General features: G+C 65.8%; 15 protein-coding genes. 9 read left to right on the forward strand and 6 right to left on the reverse strand.

All coding sequences use genetic code 11. The features are described 5' to 3' along the window. Nucleotides 1-163: 163 nt before the first annotated feature. The 4 genes from hisF (at nt 164) to FHS92_RS08170 (ending at nt 3,343) form a co-directional block, all read left to right on the forward strand. On the forward strand, nt 164-937 hold the full coding sequence (gene hisF / locus FHS92_RS08155; RefSeq protein WP_184079405.1) for an imidazole glycerol phosphate synthase subunit HisF: 774 nt from the start codon (nt 164-166) through the stop codon (nt 935-937). Between the two features lie 42 nt (nt 938-979). Further along, nucleotides 980-1,300 carry a phosphoribosyl-ATP diphosphatase gene (locus FHS92_RS08160; protein ID WP_184079407.1) on the forward strand — a complete coding sequence of 107 codons (321 nt, stop codon included), beginning with the start codon at nt 980-982 and terminating at the stop codon, nt 1,298-1,300. A 16-nt stretch (nt 1,301-1,316) separates the two neighbouring features. Then, nucleotides 1,317-1,694, forward strand: coding sequence for a histidine triad nucleotide-binding protein (locus FHS92_RS08165; protein WP_184079409.1), 378 nt, complete (start codon nt 1,317-1,319; stop codon nt 1,692-1,694). Between the two features lie 95 nt (nt 1,695-1,789). Then, nucleotides 1,790-3,343: an amino acid permease gene (locus FHS92_RS08170; protein ID WP_184079411.1), complete on the forward strand. Its 1,554-nt coding sequence runs from the start codon at nt 1,790-1,792 to the stop codon at nt 3,341-3,343. Between the two features lie 75 nt (nt 3,344-3,418). Here FHS92_RS08170 and FHS92_RS08175 read toward each other — a convergent pair whose 3' ends face one another. After that, on the reverse strand, nt 3,419-4,705 hold the full coding sequence (locus FHS92_RS08175; protein WP_246351869.1) for a multidrug effflux MFS transporter: 1,287 nt from the start codon (nt 4,703-4,705) through the stop codon (nt 3,419-3,421). Between the two features lie 156 nt (nt 4,706-4,861). Between FHS92_RS08175 and FHS92_RS08180 the strand changes: the two genes are divergently transcribed. From FHS92_RS08180 to ssb, 3 genes are all read left to right on the forward strand, one after another. Further along, entirely contained in the window at nt 4,862-5,158 is a 297-nt protein-coding gene (locus FHS92_RS08180; protein ID WP_184080261.1) for a FeoA family protein, read from the forward strand. Further along, on the forward strand, nt 5,155-7,014 hold the full coding sequence (gene feoB / locus FHS92_RS08185; protein ID WP_184079413.1) for a ferrous iron transporter B: 1,860 nt from the start codon (nt 5,155-5,157) through the stop codon (nt 7,012-7,014). The genes FHS92_RS08180 and feoB overlap by 4 nt, the downstream gene beginning before the upstream one ends. 152 nt (nt 7,015-7,166) lie before the next feature. Beyond that, nucleotides 7,167-7,730 carry a single-stranded DNA-binding protein gene (ssb, locus tag FHS92_RS08190; RefSeq protein WP_184079415.1) on the forward strand — a complete coding sequence of 188 codons (564 nt, stop codon included), beginning with the start codon at nt 7,167-7,169 and terminating at the stop codon, nt 7,728-7,730. Nucleotides 7,731-8,294: 564 nt separating this feature from the next. On the opposite strand, the gene FHS92_RS08195 is transcribed toward ssb, so the two are convergent. Together FHS92_RS08195 and FHS92_RS08200 are read right to left on the reverse strand one after the other, a co-directional pair. Beyond that, nucleotides 8,295-9,164, reverse strand: a complete 870-nt coding sequence (locus tag FHS92_RS08195; protein ID WP_184079417.1) for a UTP--glucose-1-phosphate uridylyltransferase — start codon at nt 9,162-9,164, stop codon at nt 8,295-8,297. An 81-nt stretch (nt 9,165-9,245) separates the two neighbouring features. Next, nucleotides 9,246-9,407, reverse strand: coding sequence for a DUF1674 domain-containing protein (locus tag FHS92_RS08200; protein ID WP_184079419.1), 162 nt, complete (start codon nt 9,405-9,407; stop codon nt 9,246-9,248). Nucleotides 9,408-9,552: 145 nt separating this feature from the next. Here FHS92_RS08200 and FHS92_RS08205 point away from each other — a divergent pair, with 145 nt between their 5' ends. Next, nucleotides 9,553-10,881 (forward strand): RsmB/NOP family class I SAM-dependent RNA methyltransferase, encoded by a 1,329-nt coding sequence (locus FHS92_RS08205; protein ID WP_184079420.1) that lies wholly within the window; start codon nt 9,553-9,555, stop codon nt 10,879-10,881. A 79-nt stretch (nt 10,882-10,960) separates the two neighbouring features. Here the strand turns inward: FHS92_RS08205 and FHS92_RS08210 are convergent, their stop codons facing one another. Continuing rightward, nucleotides 10,961-13,717 carry a [protein-PII] uridylyltransferase gene (locus tag FHS92_RS08210; protein WP_184079422.1) on the reverse strand — a complete coding sequence of 919 codons (2,757 nt, stop codon included), beginning with the start codon at nt 13,715-13,717 and terminating at the stop codon, nt 10,961-10,963. Nucleotides 13,718-13,727: 10 nt separating this feature from the next. Beyond that, a complete protein-coding gene (mutS, locus tag FHS92_RS08215; protein WP_246351870.1) occupies nt 13,728-16,376 on the reverse strand; it encodes a DNA mismatch repair protein MutS in 2,649 nt (882 codons plus the stop codon). A gap of 303 nt (nt 16,377-16,679) precedes the next feature. Between mutS and FHS92_RS08220 the strand changes: the two genes are divergently transcribed. Further along, nucleotides 16,680-18,941 (forward strand): NADP-dependent malic enzyme, encoded by a 2,262-nt coding sequence (locus tag FHS92_RS08220; RefSeq protein ID WP_184079424.1) that lies wholly within the window; start codon nt 16,680-16,682, stop codon nt 18,939-18,941. Nucleotides 18,942-19,044: 103 nt separating this feature from the next. Here the strand turns inward: FHS92_RS08220 and FHS92_RS18650 are convergent, their stop codons facing one another. Next, nucleotides 19,045-21,096, reverse strand: coding sequence for an acyltransferase family protein (locus FHS92_RS18650; RefSeq protein WP_343056698.1), 2,052 nt, complete (start codon nt 21,094-21,096; stop codon nt 19,045-19,047). Between the last annotated feature and the right edge of the window lie 145 nt (nt 21,097-21,241).

A 21,241-nucleotide genomic window follows, 5' to 3' on the forward strand; every position in this document is an offset into this window, starting at 1 on the left:
GGTTCATCATCAACGGACTTAAAACGGGACAAGTGTCAGGCATAGGTCAGGTGTACGCTCAAGCCCAACGAGATAAGCAGCCAGTACGATTTTGGCTCTTTACGGGTTTCAACGTTCTCATTTTGGCGGCTGGTGTTTTGCTTCTTTGGAGTGAGTTACACAAATGACCGTCCGCACCCGCGTCATTCCCTGTCTCGATGTCGCCAATGGCCGGGTGGTCAAGGGCGTGAACTTTGTCGATCTGGCCGACGCGGGCGATCCGGTCGAGCAGGCGCGGCTCTATGATGCGGCCGGGGCGGACGAGCTGTGTTTCCTCGACATTACGGCGAGCCATGAGGCGCGCGGGACGTTGCTCGACATCGTGCGGCGGACGGCGGAGGTGTGCTTCATGCCGCTGACCGTGGGCGGCGGGGTGCGATCGCCCGAGGATGCGCGCGCGCTGCTGCTCGCCGGGGCGGACAAGGTGGCGGTCAACAGCGCGGCGGTGGCGCGGCCCGAGCTGGTCGCGGACATCGCCGATCGTTTCGGCAGCCAGTGCGTCGTCGCGAGCGTCGATGCGCGGCGGGTCGGTGACGGGCAGTGGGAGATCTTCACCCATGGCGGGCGGCGCGCGACGGGGATCGACGCGGTGGCCCATGCGCAGCGGCTTGCCGAGCTGGGCGCGGGCGAACTGCTCGTCACGTCGATGGACGGCGACGGGACGAAGGCGGGCTACGATCTGGCGCTGACCCGCACGATCGCGGACCGGGTGTCCGTGCCGGTGATCGCGAGCGGGGGCGTCGGTACGCTGGAGCATCTGGTCGAGGGCGTGACCAAGGGCCATGCCAGCGCGGTGCTCGCCGCATCGATCTTCCACTTTGGCCAGCATACGATTGGCGAGGCCCATGCGGCGCTGGCCGCTGCGGGAATAGCCGTGCGCGCGCCGGTCGCGGCGTAATCCCCCTTGACGGGACGGCGTCGCTGCCCCCAAGGATCAGCGATGCGCGAAGCCCTGGAACAACTGGAAGCCACCATCGCCCGGCGCCGCAGCGCGGACCCGGAAACATCCTATGTCGCCCGGCTGCTGGGCAAAGGGCGGCCCAAGATCGCGCAGAAGGTCGGCGAGGAAGCGGTCGAGATCGTCATCGCGGCGATATCCGGCGACAAAAAGGGCGTGGTGATGGAGGGCGCGGACCTGCTCTTTCACCTGGGCGTGCTGCTCGCCGAAATGGGCCTGAGCTTCGACGACATCGGCGCGGAGCTGGAACGGCGCGACGGGATTTCCGGCATCGCGGAAAAGGCCGCGCGGTCCAAAGGCTGAAAACGAAGGACAGACCATGCCGATCGATGCCACCCTGCCCTATGACGACAGCAATATTTTCGCGAAAATCCTGCGCGGCGAGATTCCGTGCAACCGGGTGTATGAGGACGACTTCGCCCTCGCCTTTCACGACATCGCCCCACAGGCGCCGACGCATATCCTGGTGATCCCCAAGGGCCGCTATGTGAGCTGGGACGATTTTTCCGCTACGGCGCCGGATGTGGAGATCGCGGGTTTCGTGCGCGCGGTCGGCATTGTGGCGCGGGACGCGGGGCATGTCGAGCCGGGATACCGCTTGCTCGCCAACATCGGCGCGCATGGCGGACAGGAAGTCCCGCACCTGCACGTGCATCTGTTCGCGGGCAAGTCCATGGGGCCGATGCTGGGGCGCTGACGGGCGGGCGGACATGCGCTTCGTCCCGCGGGGCTTGCGCGGGGCGAATTAGCCGATAGGTTGCTGACCATTCGTTTTGAGAGGACAGCCTCCCCATGATCTTTGGTCGCATTAAATCGCTGGACGCCATTCTGGCGACAGCGGAAAAGAAATCGCTGCATCGTTCACTCGGCGCGTTTCAGCTGACGATGCTCGGCATCGGCGCGGTGATCGGCACCGGCATTTTCGTCCTGACCGCCGAAGCGGCGCAAAAAGCCGGTCCGGGCATGATGCTCGCATTCGTCATCGCGGGCTTTGTCTGCGCGGTGGCGGCGCTGTGCTACGCGGAAATGGCGGCGATGGTGCCGGTGTCCGGATCGGCCTACACCTATAGCTATGCCGTGATGGGCGAGCTGATCGCGTGGATGGTCGGCTGGGCCCTGATCCTCGAATATGCGGTTGCGGCCGGGGCGGTGTCGGTCGGCTGGTCGGGCTATGTCGTGGGCTTGATCGAAAATGCGTTCCATATCGATATTCCCGATCTGCTGGTGCGCGGCCCCTATGATGGCGGCGTGGTCAATCTGCCCGCAATGCTGATCGCAGGGCTTGTGACATGGTTGCTGGTGATCGGCACGAAAGAGAGCGCGGCGGTCAACGCCGTTCTGGTCGGCATCAAGGTGACGGCGCTCACCCTCTTCATCATCCTGGCGCTGCCGGTGATGCAGATGGAGAATTTCACGCCCTTCTCGCCGCTCGGTTTTGCGGGCGTATCGGCCGCCGCGGCGTCGATCTTCTTCGCCTATGTGGGGTTCGACGCGGTGTCGACCGCTGCCGAGGAAACCAAGAACCCGCAACGCAACATGCCGATCGGCCTGATCGGCTCGCTCGCCATCTGCACCATTTTCTATCTGCTCGTGGCGGCGGGCGTGATCGGCAGCGTCGGGGCGCAGCCGGTGTCCGGCCCATCGGGCCAAGCGCTCGCTCCGGGCAGCGTCGAACTGGCGAAGCAGTGCGCGGCACTCGGCGATCAGGCGGTGGTGTGCTCGAAGGAAGCGCTGGCGTGGACGTTGCGCGAAATCGGCTGGCCGCAGATCGGCAACCTGATCGGCCTCGCAGCCGGGCTGGCCTTGCCGTCGGTCATCCTGATGATGATGTTCGGCCAGACGCGCATCTTCTTCGTCATGAGCCGTGACGGACTGTTGCCCGCGGTGTTCTCCAAGATCCACCCGCGTTTCCACACGCCCTATGTCGTCACCATCCTGACCGGCATTTTCGTTGCGCTGTTTGCGGCCTTCTTCCCGGTCGGCAAGCTCGCCGACATTTCCAACAGCGGGACATTGTTCGCGTTTGCGGCGGTTTCGATTGCCGTTATCATGCTGCGCAAGACCGACCCGTCCCGCCGCCGTCCGTTTCGCACGCCCGCCATCGCGATCACGGCGCCGCTGGCCATTGCGGGCTGCGTCTACCTGTTCTGGAGCCTTGGCGTGGAGACCAAGATGATGTTCGTGGGATGGGCGACCATCGGGCTGTTCGTCTATTTCCTCTACAGCCGGAGACACAGCCATGTCGGCCGGGGGCTTAACGAAACGCATGAGGACGACAGCGATACGCCGCCGCTGCCCGTGCCGCCCCTGCCAGGTATCCACACGCCGGGCGGCAAGGACGCCTGAGCGCGGTCCCTGCGGCACCGACACAGAAAAGGCCGCCGGGGCGATCCGGCGGCCTTTCTCTTATCCGGGTGAGCGTCAGCGCGGTGGCGGGGCAGGATTGTCGCAGCGCAAGCCGTGGAGGCCCGGGCGGGTGAACAATCGGCCCCGTTCCGCCCACCAGACGATGATGAGCGAGCACAGGCCGAACACCATGAAGCCCAGTGCGAGCGGCAAGGTAGTGCCGTTGAAGGCCTGACCCACGATGCTGCCCAGGACGGTCGAGATCAGCGTGGTCAGCGACGCCTGGATCGATGAAGCCAGCCCCGCCCCCTGCGCGAAGGGTTCGAGCGCGATCGAGCTGAAATTGGACCCGGCGAAGGCGAAGCACAGCATCGTCATGGCCTGGAAGACGATGAAGCTCGGCAGGGTTTCCCAGTGCATCAGCGCGAAGACCGAATGGACCATGGCGAACAGGATCATGATGATCAATGCGCTCTGGCTGAGGCGGCGCGCGCCCAGGCGCTCGACCAACCGGCTGTTGAAGAAGCTGCCGACCGCCATCCACACCGCCATCCCCGCAAAGGCCAGCGGAAAGACGTCCGGCGCGTGGAAGATATCGTAGAAGATCTGTTGCACCGAGGTGATGAAGCCGACCAGCCCGCCCATCACGACGCCGCTGGCGGTCATATAGCCCATCGAGCTGCGGTTGGTGACGATCCGCAGGAATGTCACCCACAGATCGGCGGGTCGGATGTTCGAGCGATTTTCCGGCGCAAGGGTCTCGGGCAGCCGCGCAATGATCCAGACGATCAGCCCGGCGTTGAGGACAACCAGCGCGCCGAAGATCCAGCGCCACTCGGCAAAGAGCAGGATCAGCTGCCCGAAGCTGGGCGCGAGGATCGGCACCACCATGAAGATGATGAAGATCAGCGACATGACTTTCGCCATCTGATCGCCGCGAAAGCAGTCGCGTACGGTGCTGACCGCGATGACGCGGCACGCCGCCGCACAAAAGCCCGCACAGGCGCGACCGATGAGCAGCACCGTGAAACTGGGCGCGAGCGCGCACACCAGCGTCGACACCAGCATCATGCTAAGCGCGCCGAGCATTACGGCCTTGCGCCCGAACCGGTCGGACAGGGGACCGTAGATCAGCGATCCCACGGCAATCCCAATAAAGAACACGGAAATAACAAGCTGGCGGTCGTTCGCGACGAGCACGCCGAGATCCGCGCCGATGCTCGGCAAGGCGGGCAGCATCGGGTCGATCGACAGCGCGTTGATGCCCATGATCGACGCCATCAGCGCGACAAATTCCGCAAAACGCACGCGCGCGTGGGCGGGAAGGCTGGAAAGCGAGAGGGAAGGCATTTTATCGTGCATGGGCGGTCCTATGGCCCGTAACGCACCATGACGCCACCCAGACGCCGCAAAAACTTTCCCTTTTTGGCTCTCACACGCGAATCCGTGGCGAAAGGGCTGGCGCGGCTCGAATGTTATTGATAATCACTCGCAGAACTCTAGGCGGGAATCATGCCGTTGCAGCTTAACCAGCTTCCCTTGCGCCAGCCAGCGTGGGTCGACCGGATCGACTGGGATGCCCTGTCTCTGGCAGAGGGGCAGCGGCTGCGCGAATTCGGTCTGTGCGAAGGCGCAAGCGTGGAAGCCCTGCACCGTGCCGGGTTTTTGAGCGGCGGCGCGCTGGCGTGCCGGGTGGGCCGCATGACCATCGCCATGCGGCGGAGCCACGCCTGCGCCATCATGGTCCGCACCGAGGACCGGGCGATCGACGAGCCGGCGGTGCCGGATTCCGGCGGACAGAGCGCCGCAGCATGACCGTGTCGCCGCTGATCGCCCTGGTGGGCAACCCCAATGCGGGCAAGAGCGCGCTGTTCAACGCGCTGACCGGCGCGCGGCAAAAGCTTGGCAATTATCCGGGTGTGACGGTCGAACGGAAATCCGGGCGGCTGATGCTGAACGACGGACGGCCGGTGGAACTGGTCGACCTGCCCGGCACCTACAGCCTGACGCCGACCAGCCCGGACGAGCAGGTGACCCGCGATGTGGTGCTGGGCAAGCAGGCGGGCGAGCGCCTGCCCGACGCGCTGGTCATCGTGATCGACGCGTCGAACCTCGAAAATCATCTGCGCTTCGTGCTGGAGCTGCTCGACCTGGGCCTGCCGACGGTGGTGGCGCTCAACATGGTCGACCTGGCGACGCGCGACGGGCTGGAACTGGACGCGGGCGTGCTGTCGACCAAGCTCGGCGTGCCGGTGATCCCGACCGTCGCCGTGCGCAAGCGCGGCCTCGACCATCTGATCCAGGCGATCGAGCCGCTGATCGGCGACGGCGCGGTGCCGCTGCGCGAGAAACAGCCGGAGCGCGACTTCGCGGCGCGGCAGGTGCGCGCGCGGGAACTGGCGCGGGCGGCGATCGTCTCCGAAACGCCCTCGCGCCGCCTGACGCAGGCAGTCGACAGCGTCGCGCTGCACCCGGTGGCCGGGCCGCTGCTGCTGCTTGCGCTGCTGTTCCTGATGTTTCAGGCGGTCTATGCCTGGTCCGAAGCGCCCATCGCGATGATCGAGGGATGGGCGGCGGCGCTGGGCGATTTCGCGACCAGCCAGACGCCGCCGGGCCTGCTGCGCTCCTTCCTTGTTGACGGGGTGATCAACGGGGTAGGATCGGTGGTCGTGTTCCTGCCGCAGATCCTGATCCTGTTCTTCTTCATCCTGATGCTGGAAGCGACGGGCTATATGACGCGTGCGGCATTCCTGATGGACGGGCTGATGGCGCGGGTCGGCCTGTCGGGCCGGGCGTTCATTCCGCTGCTGTCCTCCTTCGCCTGCGCGGTGCCGGGCATCATGGCGACGCGGTCAATCAGCGATCCCAAGGACCGGCTGACGACGATCCTGATCGCGCCGATGATGACCTGTTCCGCGCGCCTGCCCGTTTATGCGGTGATCATCGGGGCGTTCATTCCGGCGCGCGATGTGGGCGGCGGCGTGGGGTTGCAGGGGCTGGTGCTGTTCTCGCTCTATCTGGGCGGGATCGTCGGCGCGATGGTCGTCGCGCTGGTGCTGCGCCGCACGGTCGCCAAGGGGACAAGCAGCGGGTTCCTGATGGAAATGCCGAAATATCAGTGGCCGCAGCCGCAGGACATCCTGCTTGGCCTGTGGCAGCGCGCGGTGATTTTCCTCAAGCGCGCCGGGACGATCATCTTTGCCTCGACCGTCATCCTGTGGCTGCTGCTCAGCTTCCCGAAGCCACCCGCCGGATCGGACATCTCGCCGGTCAGTTACAGCGCGGCGGGGCGGATCGCGGGCGTGCTCAACGTCGTGATGGAGCCGATCGGCTTCAACCGCGACATTTCGCTCGCGCTCATCCCGGCGATGGCGGCGCGCGAGGTGGCCGTGTCGGCGCTCGCCACCACCTACAGCATCGATGCGGGGGACGACGAGGCGGCGCTCGACCGCTCGCTGGGCGAACGGCTGAGCCATGCGTGGAGCCTGCCGACCGCCCTCGCCTTCCTCGCCTGGTTCGTGTTCGCGCCGCAATGCATATCGACCATTGCCGTCACCCGGCGGGAAACCAACGGCTGGCGCTGGCCCGCGTTCATGGTCGCCTATTTGTTTGCGCTGGCCTATGTCGCGGCGGGCGTCACATACTGGACGGCGGTCGCGGCCGGACTCTGATATTCCACAGCCGCCGTTCGTGTCGAGCGCAGTCGAGACACACGCACTGCCTCTCGACTGCGCTCGAGGCGAACGGAGGTTGGGTAGGCGCGCTGTAGACGAATGGCGCAACCCGGCTATAAGAACCGCCAGATCGTTTTTTGGAGATTCCCATGGCAGGCAGCGTCAACAAGGTCATCATCGTCGGCAATCTGGGCGCCGACCCGGAAGTGAAGAGCTTCCAGAATGGCGGCAAGGTCTGCAACCTGCGCATCGCGACGTCGGAAAGCTGGAAAGACCGCACATCGGGCGAGAAGAAAGAGCGCACCGAATGGCACAGCGTGTCGATCTTCTCCGAAGGACTGGCCGGGGTGGCCGAGCGGTTCCTGCGCAAGGGATCGAAAGTCTATATCGAGGGCCAATTGCGCACCCGCAAATGGCAGGACCAGCAGGGCAATGACCGCTACACCACCGAAGTGGTGCTGCAGGGGCCGGGCGCGGTGCTGACCATGCTCGATGGCGCGCCGGGCGCGGGCGGTGGCCAGGGTGGCGGTTCGGGCGGCGGCTATGGCGGCGGGCGCTCATCCGGCGGCGGTGGAGGCAACGACTGGGGGTCGTCGGGCGGCTATGACGACGACTTCGGCGGCGGTGGTGCAGCGCGCGGAGGCGGCAGCAGCAACGTCCGCTCCCCCGCGCCGAGCTTCGACAATGATCTGGATGACGAAGTGCCGTTTTGAATAAGGCGGCGCACGGTCAATCCATCCGAGCCGTCATGCCAGCGCAGGCTGGCACCTCGGGCGGCTGTACCGTTTAATCGAACAGATTGTCGGCCTGCTTTTGCATTGGAGGGTCTTTGTGCTGCGGTTTTCACACAAATCCTTCATTGCGTTGATGTGTTTGATTTTAGCATATCTTACCTACGGCCTACTTGACCATTACCAGGTGCCGCGCGTCATTGGCCTCTATTGGGGACATGACACTTTGGAACGATGTATCGCAAAGAATGCATTAAGGCAGGTTAATGGAAGCCCGTTTGCGATCTGTCGATCATGGTCGGACGGAGATGGAGAGTTCGTACATGCGCTCGTCTATGACGGAACCGATAGAATCGGACGAGGGTCCATTTCGTTTCAACATAATTGGCAAGCCGAAATCGGTGCTTGTACGGCCCAGTCAAAAGTTGCTTTGTTTTGCCGTTCAAAGTTTATTGCCCGGCCCCTGATGAACCATCTCTTCGTAGTCGACTTTATGCGTTCCTAGTCGTGCGACTTATTACGCGCAACTACTGGGTCCGCAGCCCCCTACCCCACCAGCTTCCTTGCAAATTCGCGGATGTGCGCGCCGATGTCGTTGCGCTGGAGGGCGAGGGCGAGGTTCGCCTCGATATAGCCCGCTTTTGATCCGCAGTCGTAACGATCACCCGCAAAGGTGACGCCGTGGAAGGGCTGGGTGCCGATCATCGCGGCCATGGCGTCGGTCAATTGGATTTCGCCGCCCGCGCCCTTTTCCTGCGTTTCGAGGATTTTCATCACCTGCGGCTGGAGGATGTAGCGCCCGGCGATGATGAGGTTGGACGGAGCGGTGCCCGCAGCGGGCTTTTCGACCAAACCCTTCACCTCGGTCAGCGCCCCATCGCGCGCGCCGGGATCGAGCACGCCGTAGCTCGGCGTCTGTTCCATCGGCACTTCCAACGCGCAGATCAGGTTGCCGCCGGTCTGTTCATAGGCGTCGACCATCTGCTTGAGACAGCCGGGTTTGCCGTGCATGAATTCGTCGGGAAGCAGGATGGCGAAGGGTTCGTCGCCGACGATGTCGCGCGCGCACCAGATGGCGTGGCCGAGGCCCAAAGGTTCCTGCTGGCGCACGAACACGGCGTTGCCGGGTTTGAGGCGCGTGCCTTCGAGTGCGGAGAGATCCTTGCCGCGTGCGGCCTGAGTCGATTCGAGTTCGAACGCGATGTCGAAATGATCCTCGATCGCGCCCTTGCCGCGCCCGGTGACGAAGATCATCTGCTCGATCCCGGCTTCCAGCGCTTCATCGACGGCGTACTGGATCAGCGGGCGATCGACGACGGGCAGCAGTTCCTTCGCCACCGCCTTGGTCGCGGGGAGGAAACGGGTGCCCAGACCTGCGACGGGGAAGACGGCCTTGCGGATGCGGGTGTTCGGCATGAGTGACTTTCGAAAAGGGACGCACGAAAGGCGCGAAGGTAGCGGATGGACGTTGCAACTCGATTAAGGCGGTCGCGCGAATCAGAAATCGACGGCGATGCCCTTGTACTCCCAGTCGCCATAGCGGGTCGGGCTGCGTTCTTCCGTGATCTTCGGCACAGCGTCGATCGGATCGGGCTGGGGCACCGGCGGGCTCTTGCTGAGATAGGCGGGCGGCTTCACATGATCGGGGCGCTTGCCCATGGGGACTCCTTCAACGGATTTCCGACTGCATAATCCGGATCGCACAGGGCGACAATCGCTCATGCCGCAGTTGCAGCAAAAGTGCGACGGACAGAAGACGGACTCGGCGCTAGGATCGTTCCACCAAATCGTCTAGGGGCAGGCCATGTCCCGCTATCCCGCCCGTCCCGCCGGCTCCGCCCGCCCCGCCCGTCGCCCCAACCGGGGCGAGGATGCGCCGGGCGTGGCTGCGCGCCGCGCGGCGCTCCGCCTGCTCGATGCGGTGCTGCGGCGGGGCGATCCGCTGGAAACGGCGCTGCACGCCGCGACGCAGGGGTTGAGCGACCGGGCCGACCGGGCGCTCGCCCACGCGATTGCCGCCGACGTGCTGCGGCGCATGGGCGATCTCGACACATTGATCGACAGCGCTACGAGCGAGCCGTTGCCGGAGGACGCGAAGGCGCGGATGGTGCTGCGCATCGCGCTGGTGCAGTTGCTCATCCTCGGTACGCCGCCGCATGCCGCCATCGCGACGGCGCTTCCCCTGCTCGACGGCGGACCGCGCCGACTGGTCCACGGCATATTGGGCACGCTGATCCGCAACGAGGCGCGCCTGCCCGACGTGCCGAGCCTGCCGGAAGCCGTGGCGGCGCGGTGGGCGGCGCAATGGGACGAAGCGACCGTGGATGCGGCGGCGCGCTCGCTGGGCGGACGCGCGCCGATCGACATCACGCTCGCCGATCCGGCGCAGACCGCGCATTTCGCAGAGGTTCTGGGGGGCGAGAGCCTCGCGTCCGGGCATGTGCGGGTCGACCATGCGGTGTCGGTGCCGACGCTGGCGGGTTTCGACGAGGGGCAATGGTGGGTGCAGGATCTCGCCGCGAGCCTGCCCGCACGGCTGGCGGGTGCGGGCGAAGGGCGCCGAGCGATCGACCTGTGCGCCGCGCCCGGCGGCAAGACGATGCAGCTTGCCACACAGGGCTGGCGCGTGACGGCGCTCGACAAGTCGGCCAAGCGGCTGGAGCGGATGACGCAGAATATGGCGCGCAGCGGCCTCGACGCCGATGTCGTGCAGAGCGATGCGCTGGGCTGGGCGCCGGATGAGCCCGCCGACCTCATCCTGCTCGACGCGCCGTGCAGCGCGACCGGGATTTTCCGGCGGCACCCCGATGTGCTGTACCGCGCCGGACCGAGACAGATTGCCGAGCTGGCCGAACAGCAGGCGGCGATGCTCGACCGCGCAGCAGACTGGGTCGTGCCGGGGGGTATGCTGATCTACGCGACCTGCTCGCTCGAACGGGCGGAGGGCGAGGACCAGATTACGGCGTTCCTGGGACGGCGACCGTATTTCCGCGTGGCGGCCGTGCGTGACGACGAACTGCCCACAGGAGTCGTGCCGACGGTGGAAGGCTTTGTGCGGACCCTGCCGGGAATGCTGGCGGACAAGGGCGGGATCGACGGCTTCTTCGTGGCGCGGCTGGTGCGGGGCGCTTGATTCCATCGCCGTCAACCCGTTCAACCTGAGTACGGGCTGAGCTACTCAGCACGAACGGAGAGGTCTGTCCGGGACAGCCTTACGCCGCGACCTGATCGACCACGCCCCCCGCCGCGTCGAGCAACCGTCGTTCGAGTGTCTGGAGGCGGGCCTTGCTCTCGATCTTTCCGCCGAGCAGGTCGGTCAGGTAGAAAGTGTCGACCGCGCGCTCGCCATAGGTCGAAATATGGGCGCTGTGCACCGTGACCTTCGACTGGAACAGCGCATAGGCGAGGTTGAACAGCAAGGCGGGCCGATCGCGGGCGTGGATCTCGATCACCGTGAAGCGGTTGGATGCCTTGTTGTCGATCAGGATATTGGGCACGATCGCAAAGGCTTCCGCGCGGGTTCGCGGCAGCGGGCGCGCTTCGAGCCGGGGCAGGAGCTTCTGCTTGTTGGCGAGCGCGTCCTCGATCGCGCGACGGATGCGGTCCAGCTGGTCGGGGCTGTCGAAGCGTCCGCCCAGCGGGTCCTGCACCAGGAAATTGTCGATCGCCATGCCGTCGCGCATGGTGTGGATGCGCGCATCGATGATGCTGCCCCCCGCAAGGTGGATCGCGCCCGCGATGCGGTAGAACAGGCCGGGATGGTCGGCGGCATAGACCGTGACGAGCGTCGCCCCGCGATCGGGGTAGACCTCCGCCGCGATCGACAGCGAGGCCTTGCCCGCCGCGAGAATATGGCGGGCGTTGTGGGCCAGGATATCGTCCGGCTCCGCGATCCAGTAGGATTCGGGGAAGCGTTTGGCGAGCCGGGCGAATTCTTTCTCACCCAGGGCAAGGGTATCGCGCAGGGCTTCCTGCTTGCCGACGACCCGTTCCTTGCGCCCGTTCTGCTTGTGGCCCAGACGCAGCACCTCTTCCGCGGACGAGTAGAGATCGGTGAGGAGCTGTCGTTTCCAGCTGTTCCACACGCCCGGGCCCACGGCGCGAATATCGACCACGGTCAGCATCAGCAGCAGGCGCAGACGCTCCGGGCTTTGCACGACATCGGTAAAGTCCATGATCGTCTTGTAGTCGGACAGGTCGCGCTTGAAGGCGGTCGATGACATCAGCAGATGGTGGAGCACCAGCCAGGCGACGGTTTCCGTCTCCGCCGCGCTGAGACCCAGACGCGGGCAGAGATTGCGGGCAACCTCCGCGCCGAGCACGCTGTGGTCCCCGCCCCGTCCCTTGGCGATGTCGTGCAGAAGCACCGCGACGTAGAGCACCCGGCGGGAAATCAGCTTGCCCATCAGGTCGGTCGAGAGCGGATGGTCGCCGATCAGATCGCCCCGCTCGATCCGTGCCAGCAGGCCGACCGCACGGATGGTGTGCTCGTCGACCGTATAATGGTGGTACATGTCGAATTGCATTTGCGCCACGACGCGCCCGAAATCGGGAATGAAGCGGCCGAACACGCTGGCCTCGTTCATCCAGCGCAGGACCGTTTCCGGCGCACGGGGACTGGTTAGCACATCGAGGAAGAAGGCGTTGGCGCGCGCGTCCTTGCGCACCGCCAGATCGATGAGGTGGGCGTCGCGGCTGGCAGCGCGGATGGCACTGGGGTGGATGGCAAGACCATGCTTGTCCGCAAGTGCAAAGATTTCCAGCAGGCGCACCGGGTCTTCCACGAAGAAATCGTCGGACGGCAGGGAGATGCGACCGCGTTCCAGCACGAAGCCATCCAGCTTGCGCGGGCGTTGGAAGAGCGAGGGTACGAAGCGGCGGCCCCGCGCGGCGAGCTTGTCATCGAGATGGGCGAGGAACATCGCCGTCAGGTCGCCGACCATTTTCGCGTTGAGGAAATAATAGCGCATGAACCGCTCCACCCCGGATCGGCCCGCGCGCGCGGTGAAGTTCATCCGCGTGGCGATTTCGAGCTGCAGGTCGAAGGTGAGCCGGTCCTCGGCGCGGTTGGTGATCATGTGGAGGTGGCAGCGTACCGCCCAGAGGAAATCCTCCGCCTTCTGGAACTGGCGCAGTTCCTGGCGGGAGAGCAGACCGGCATCCACCAGCTCTGTCACGGACCGCACGCGGTTCACATATTTGCCGATCCAGAACAGGGTGTGGAGATCGCGCAGGCCCCCCTTCCCTTCCTTGATATTGGGTTCGACGACGTAGCGGCTGTCGCCCATGCGCTTGTGCCGGGCTTCGCGCTCCTCGAGCTTTTCCGCGACGAAATTGCGGCCGCTGTCCTTCACCACATCATTGTCGAAGCGCGCGAGCACCGCATCATAGGTCGTGCGGTCGCCCCAGATATAGCGCGCTTCCAGCAGTGCCGTGCGAATCGTCAGGTCGGACTTCGCCATGCGGATCGTCTCATCGATCGACCGGCTGCTGTGACCGACCTTCAGCCCCAGATCCCACATCGAATAGAGCATGGATTCGATGACCTGCTCGGTCCAACCGGTCGGCTTGTAGGGGGTGACGAAGGCAATATCGACGTCGCTGTGCGGCGCCATCTCGCCCCGGCCATAACCGCCGACGGCGAGCAGGGCGATCTGTTCCGAGGTGCTGCGATTGCCCGGTCGGTAGAGGAATTGCGTGGTGGCGTCGTAGAGCAGGCGGATGATCTGATCGGTAAGGAACGCGAGCGCGGTCACGGTCTGCCGCCCACGCGTGGGATGGGCAGCGAGGCGCGCAGCCGCGTCCGCCCGGCCCGTAGCGAGCGCCTCGGCAAGGAGGGTGACGATCTGCGGCCGCAACAGGGCAACGTCGCCCTCATGCCCACTCGCGATCTCCGCGATCCGGTCGGACAGGGCACGCCGGTCGATGATGGCGCGGCGATTGGGCAAGGCGGCGAAGAGATCGGTCATGCGATGCTATCTAGGGACGATCGGTCGCATCGGCCAGCGCCTTGAGCGCATAAAGCCGGTCGAGCGCGTCGCGCGGGGACAGTGCATCGACATCGAGCGCGGCAAGCGCGTCGCGCAGGGCGTCGGACGGGAGCGCCTGTTCCTGCGCCACGGCGGCGAACAGGGGCAGATCGTCCAGCCCCGCCGCGATACCGCCGGTCTTGGCCTTGCCCGCTTCCAGCTTGCCGAGCACCTGTTTCGCGCGGGCAAGAACGGCGGGGGGAAGTCCCGCGAGCCGGGCCACTGCGATGCCGTAGCTGCGGTCCGCCGGACCTTCGGCCACTTCGTGCAGCAGGACGAGATCGCCCTTCCACTCCCGCGCGCGGACATGGTGCAGCGAGAGCGCGGGCAGCGTTTCGGCGAGGCGGGTCAGTTCGTGATAATGGGTGGCGAAGAGGCAGCGGCACTGGTTCACTTCATGCACCGCCTCGACCACCGCCCAGGCAAGCGCCAGCCCGTCATAGGTCGATGTGCCGCGGCCGACTTCATCGAGGATGACGAAGCTGCGTTCGCTCGCCTGCGCGAGGATGGCGGCGGTCTCGACCATCTCGACCATGAAGGTCGAGCGCCCGCGTGCGAGATTGTCGGACGCGCCGACGCGGCTGAACAGGCGATCGACCAGGCTCAGGCGCGCGGAAGTGGCGGGCACGAAGCTGCCCGCCTGGGCGAGCAGGACGATGAGCGCGTTCTGGCGCAGGAAAGTCGACTTGCCGCCCATATTGGGGCCGGTGACGAGCCACAGCCGGTCGGCATCCGTCAGGCAGCAGTCGTTGGCGACGAACGGCTGGCCGTCACGGGATAGCGCGTCCTCCACCACCGGATGGCGGCCGCCAACGATGTCCAGCGTCTGCCCTTCGACAAACGCGGGGCGGGTCCAGCCCGCTTCGGCGGCGCGTTCCGCCAATGCAGCCGCGACATCCAGCCGGGCGAGCGCCTGGGCGGCGAGCGAGATTGCGTCCTTGCGGGCCAATGCGGCGTCGATCAGTTCCTCCAGATGCGCGGCTTCGGCGGCAAGGGCGTGGCCACCCGCCTGCGTGACCTCCGCGGCCTTCTCGTGCAGGTCGATCGAGTTGAAGCGCACCACGCCCGCGAGCGTCTGGCGATGGGCGAAGCCGCTGCCCTCGCGCATCAGGGCGTCGGCGTGACGGGCGGGCACCTCGACATGGTAGCCGAGCACGGAATTGTGCCGGATCTTGAGGGCCGACAGACCCGTGCTCTCGCGGTAGGAGGCTTCGAGCAGGGCGATGGCGCGGCGCCCGTCTCCGGCCATGCGGCGCAGGGCATCGAGTGCGGCGTCATAGCCATCAGCGATATAGCCCCCCGCGCTGGCCTCGGTCGGAGGACTGGGAACGAGCGCGCGGGTCAGTTGATCGACGAGCGCGCCATGGCCGTCGAGCGCAGGGAGCAACCGGTCGAGCAGCGCGGGCCGCACGGCGACACGGCCGAGCCGTTCACGCAGCAGCCGTGCTTCGGTGAGGCCGTCGCGCAACTGCCCCAGATCGCGCGGGCTTCCCCGCCCCAGCGCGATGCGGCCCAGAGCGCGGCCGATATCGGGAAGCGCGCGCAGGGCGACGCGCAGCGCATCCCGCTGGCCGGGCGTGTCGTGCAGCCACTGCACCAGTTCCAGCCGTGCCTCGATCGCGCTTTGATCGAGGAGCGGCGAGGCGAGGTCACTGCCCAGCAGGCGCGCGCCCGCGCCCGTCACCGTGCGGTCGATGGCGTGGAGCAGGCTGCCGGTGCGCTGACCTGCCATGGTCTGGACGATTTCGAGGCTTTCGCGCGTGGCGGCGTCGATCGCCATGTGGCTGCCAGCCACGCGGCGCTGGGGTGGGGCGAGGTGCGGCAGCGCGCCGCGCCCGGCGTGATCGAGATAGGCGAGCAGGCCGCCGACGGCCGCCAGTTCCGCGCGGGTGAACGCGCCGAAGCCGTCGAGGCTTGCGACGCCGAACAGGGATTTAAGGCGCGCTTCGGCCTTGCTGCTGGAAAAGCCGGATGTGTCGAAGAAGTGCGCGCCATCCAGGGCGAGCGTGCAGCTTTCGGCGACGACGATCTCGCTGGGGCTGAGGCGGGCAAGCTCTGCGGCGAGCGCTTCCGGCCCCAGCACCACGGTTTCGAAGCGGCCGGTCGAGATGTCGGCGGCGGCGAGGCCGATTTCACCCGCGCCCGATTGCGTGACGGCGACGAGGATATTGTCGGCACGCGCGTCGAGCAGGCTGTCCTCAGTGAGCGTGCCCGCCGTAACATAGCGCACGATGCCGCGCGCGACGAGCGCCTTGCCGCCGCGCGCCTTGGCCTGCGCCGGGGTTTCGGTCTGTTCCGCGATGGCGACGCGATGCCCGGCGCGGATCAGGCGGGCGAGGTAGTTTTCTGCGCTGTGGACCGGCACGCCGCACATCGGGATCGGCTTGCCATCATGTTCCCCGCGCGAGGTGAGCGCGATATCGAGCGTCGCGGCAGCGGCCTTCGCATCGTCGAAGAACAGTTCGAAGAAATCGCCCATGCGGTAGAACAGCAGGCAATCGGCCGCCTGCGCCTTGAGCGCGAAATATTGCGCCATCATCGGCGTTGCCGGAGCGGCGGGAGGCGCAGCGGGTTCGGCAGGGAGAGATGCGGAAGCCATCGGGCAAGGCGATAGCGTGTCGGCGGCGGGGAAGAAAGGGGATGGTGGGTGCCAGGGTGAATTACCTGTCTGTTCCCTGACATCCGTTCGTCCTGAGTAGGGACTGAGCGAAGGCGAAGGCCCGTATCGAAGGATGCTTCGATACGCCATTTCGACAAGCTCAATGGCTACTCAGCACGAACGGATGTTGGTGGGTGGGGATGGCGCAAAGCAATCACCCATTTTTTACCGCCCTTCCCCTTGTTCCGCCGGACGAAATGACGCTAGGGGGGTGGTGACATCGGAACGAGAGCGGGGAATAGCATGACGGAAAAATCCAACGTGGAGTTTTCGGAGCGGGAAGCGCTTTTCTTCCACTCGACCGGGCGGCCGGGCAAGATCGAAATTATCGCGTCCAAGCCGATGGCGACGCAGCGCGACCTGAGCCTTGCCTATTCGCCCGGCGTCGCGGTTCCGGTCCGCGCGATCGCAGAGGATCCGGCCACTGCCTATGACTATACGGCCAAGGGCAATCTCGTCGCGGTCATCTCCAACGGCACGGCCATCCTGGGCCTGGGCAATCTGGGCGCACTGGCGTCCAAGCCGGTGATGGAGGGCAAGGCGGTGCTGTTCAAGCGCTTCGCCGACGTCGATTCCATCGACCTCGAAATCGACACGGAAGACCCGCAGGCGTTCATCGATGCGGTGGCGCTGCTGGAACCGAGCTTCGGCGGCATCAACCTGGAAGACATCAAGGCGCCGGAATGCTTCATCATCGAGCAGGCGCTCAAGGAAAAGATGAACATCCCGGTGATGCATGACGACCAGCATGGCACCGCGATCATCTGCGCCGCCGGCCTCATCAACGCGCTGTACCTGACCGGACGCGACATCAAGGACATCAAGATCGTCGTCAACGGCGCGGGCGCGGCGGCGATCGCCTGCACCGAGCTGATCAAGGCGATGGGCACGCCGCACGACAATGTCATCATGTGCGACCGGTCCGGCGTGATCTATCAGGGCCGCACCACCGGCATGGACCAGTGGAAGTCCGCCCATGCGGCCAAGACCGACACCCGCACGCTGGAAGAGGCGCTGAAGGGCGCGGACGTGTTCATCGGCCTGTCGGCGGCGGGCGCTCTGTCGCCGCACATGGTGAAGGACATGGCGGCCCGGCCGATCATCTTCGCCATGGCCAATCCCGATCCGGAAATTACCCCGCCCGATGCGAAGGCGGTGCGCCCCGATGCGGTGGTCGCCACCGGGCGGTCCGACTATCCCAACCAGGTCAACAATGTGCTGGGCTTCCCGTTCATTTTCCGCGGCGCGCTCGACGTGCGCGCGACGGCGATCAACGAGGCGATGAAGATCGCGGCGGCGCAGGCGATCGCCGAACTGGCCCGCCAGCAGGTGCCCGAGGAAGTGGCGCGCGCCTATGGCACATCGCACAGCTTTGGGGAGGATTACATCATCCCCGCCCCGTTCGACCCGCGCCTGATGGAAGTGGTGCCCGCCGCCGTCGCGCAGGCGGCGATGGACAGTGGCGTCGCACGCATCCGCATCGAGGACATGGACGCCTATCGCCAGTCCCTGAAGGCGCGGCTCAACCCGACGACATCGGTGCTGACGCTCGCCTATGAAGGCGCGAAGGCGCACCCCAAGCGCGTCGTCTTTGCCGAGGCGGAAGAGGAAGTGGTGCTGCGCGCGGCGATCCAGTTCCGCGATGGCGGCTACGGCATTCCGGTGCTCGTCGGGCGGCAGGACGTCTATGACCGGCTGCGCGCCATGGGCGTTGCCGACCCGCACAGCTTCGAGGTGCACAACAGCGTCAATTCGCCGCTGGTGCCGCGCATGGTCGATCTGCTCTACGGGCGGCTGCACCGGCGCGGCTATCTGCGCCGCGATTGCGAGCGGATGGTGAACCGCGACCGCAACATCTTCGGTTCGCTGCTGCTGCAACTGGGCGAGGCGGACGCGATGATCACCGGCGTGACGCGCACCTACAGCCAAACGATGCGCGAAGTGCGCCGCGTGATCGACCCGGTCGCGGGGCGCACGCCGTTCGGCATCCATGTGCTCGTCGGCCGGTCGCACACCGTGTTCATGGCCGACACCACGGTCAACGAGCGGCCGACTGCATCGGAACTGGCGGACATCGCGGAAGGCACGGCGGCGGTCGCGCGGCGCATGGGCCATGACCCGCGCGTGGCGTTCCTGTCCTTCTCGACGTTCGGCAATCCGTGGGGCAACTGGCTCGAAAATCTGCGCGAGGCGGTTGCGATCCTCGACCAGCGCGGCGTCGATTTTGAGTATGAGGGCGAGATGGCGCCCGACGTGGCGCTCAACCCGGCGGTGATGAAGAATTATCCGTTCAGCCGCCTGTCCGGCCCGGCCAACGTACTGGTGATGCCCGGTCTGCAATCGGCCAACCTGTCGGCCAAGCTGCTGCGCGAGCTGGGCGGCGATTCGGTGATCGGGCCAATGCTCGTCGGGCTGGAAAAGCCGGTGCAGGTGGCAACCATGGCGTCGACCGCGAGCGAACTGGTGACGTTGGCGGTGCTGGCGGCAGGCGGCATCGCCGTCTAGCCATTCCGCTCATGCGGGGCTGCGAAGCGCGATCAAACTCCGTTCGCGCCGAGTAGTCCTTGAGCCTGTCGAAGTCCCTGCTCGGGACGAACGGCTGGCAAATCTATGCTGCCCGCAGCTTGGGCGCCCCACTTTGCCGCTCCTTCCACCGCGCCAGGACCCAGCGGGCGGCGGGCTTTTCGATCGTGCGGTTGATCAGCGCCCCGAGCGCGAAAGCGGTGGCCACGGCCACGACGTAGCTGATCCACGGGTCGATCCCGAGCCGGTCGCCATTCAGCATGATGATGAAGCCGATATGCTGATGGACAAGGTAGAGCGAATAGCTGATCCCGCCGACCCACAGTAGTGGCCGCCAGCACAGCCAGCGGAGTGCACCGCCGATCATTAGACGGAAGCAGAAGATCAGCAGCGCCGCCGCGATCAGCAGATCCGGCGTGTCGGTGAGGGCGACGGTGGCGAGCACGGCGGCGAGATAGGGTGCCTGCTGGAGCCATGTCCGCTGCCCCTTCCACGCGCGGTAGCTCAACATTCCGATCGCGAAGAACGGGATGTAGCGCAGCACCAGCAGCATGATGGCCCGTTCGGGCATGTCGGGCCAGACGAACATCAGCACCTTGAGCGCAAGCCAGACCAGCAGCGTGCGCTCGATATGACGCAGGCGGTTCAGCCGCCACAGCGTGATCATGCTGGCGTAGAAGCCCAGCTCGACCGCCAGCGTCCAGTAGGCGCCATCGACGGCGGGCAGAAAGAAGAACGCCTGCAGCATCGTCACGTTGACAGCGAGCGCGAGCGGCGAGATGTCGAGCGCGGGGACATGGCCATAATATTCGGCGATCAGCGTCAGGGTCATCGCCGCCCAATAGGCGGGAAACAGGCGCGCGAAGCGGCCGACGACGAAATCCCAGGCGCTTTTCAGGCCGTCCATCGTGAAGAAGATCGCGAAGCCGGAAATCGCGAAGAACAGCAGCACGCGGTAATTGCCCCCGAAAATGTGGAAAGGCACATGGCCTGCCTGCGGGAACATCTCGTGGAAGCGCGTGGAATAATGGAAGTTCACGACCAGGATCGCGCCGAGGCCGCGCAGGGCGTCGAGTTCGGTCAGACGGCCGCGTGCAGGGGGCGGTGTCGAGGGCTTGGCGGCGCGGGTGGCGGTCCAGACCCGCCAGCGGGCAAGGATCGCGTCACCCGCCGGGCGCTCGATGACGCGATGGATGCCTTGGGCGATAGCGAGGGCGGTCGCCGTTGCCAGCGCGAAGCCGATCCATGGATTCCACCCCGCCTCCCCCGCGCGCAGCATGATCGTCATGCCGACATGCTGGTGGACGAGGTAGAGCGGGTAGCTCATCGCCCCGAGCCAAAGCAGCGGTCGCACGCACAGCCAGCGCATCCGCCCGGCGACGACCTGCTGAAAGACGAGCAGCAACAAGGCGGCGACCACGAATACGTCGGTTGTCTCGACCCGTGCGATGGTCACGAAGGTCGCGACAATCAGCGGCAGTTGCTGCGTCCATGTGCGGTGCCCGGCGGACACGCGGTAGGCGATGAGGCCGATGGCGAAGAAGTGGATGTAGCGCAGGTCGAGCAGCATCACGGCGGCTTCCGGCATGCCCGGCCACACCCACAGCAGCCATTTGAGTGCAAGCCAGACGAGCAGCACCCGCTCGATCCGGTGCAGCCAGCCCAGCCGCCAGACGAGCGCCATGCAGGCGTAGAAGGCCAGCTCCACCGCCAGCGTCCAATAGGCGCCGTCGACGGAGGGCAGCCGGAAAAAGGGCTGGAGCATGGTCGGGTTGACGAGCAGCGCCGTTGTCGAAACGGCAAACAACGGCACCTGCGCCACGGCCTGCACCGCCAGCGTCACGGCCATCGCCGCCCAATAAGCCGGGAACAGCCGGGCAAAGCGGGCGGCGGCGAAATCCGAAATATGGTTCAGCTTTTCGAGCGAGAAGAAAATCGCGAAGCCCGACAGCGCAAAGAACAGCAGCACGCTGTAATGCCCGCCCGCGATGTGGATGCCGACATGCGATGCGCCGGGAAACATTTCGGGAAAGCGGGTGGTGTAGTGGAACAGCAATACCGCGAGCGCCCCGATGCCGCGCAGGGCGTCGAGTTCCCGAAGCCGAGGTCTGGGCCGGGGGGGAGAGGGCGCTGTCATGCAATCGCTTTAACCGTGCGCCGTTAAAACCGGCCTAACGATGGGAACCCGGTTCAGGTGCCGTGCGTGCTGAGTAGTCCTTGATCGTGTCGAAAGGACGTATCGCAGCACCCCGCGGTGGGGCTTCGACTTCGCCAAGCCCCAC

Source organism: Sphingobium subterraneum (genome assembly GCF_014199435.1).
Classification (GTDB): Bacteria; Pseudomonadota; Alphaproteobacteria; order Sphingomonadales; family Sphingomonadaceae; genus Sphingobium; species Sphingobium subterraneum.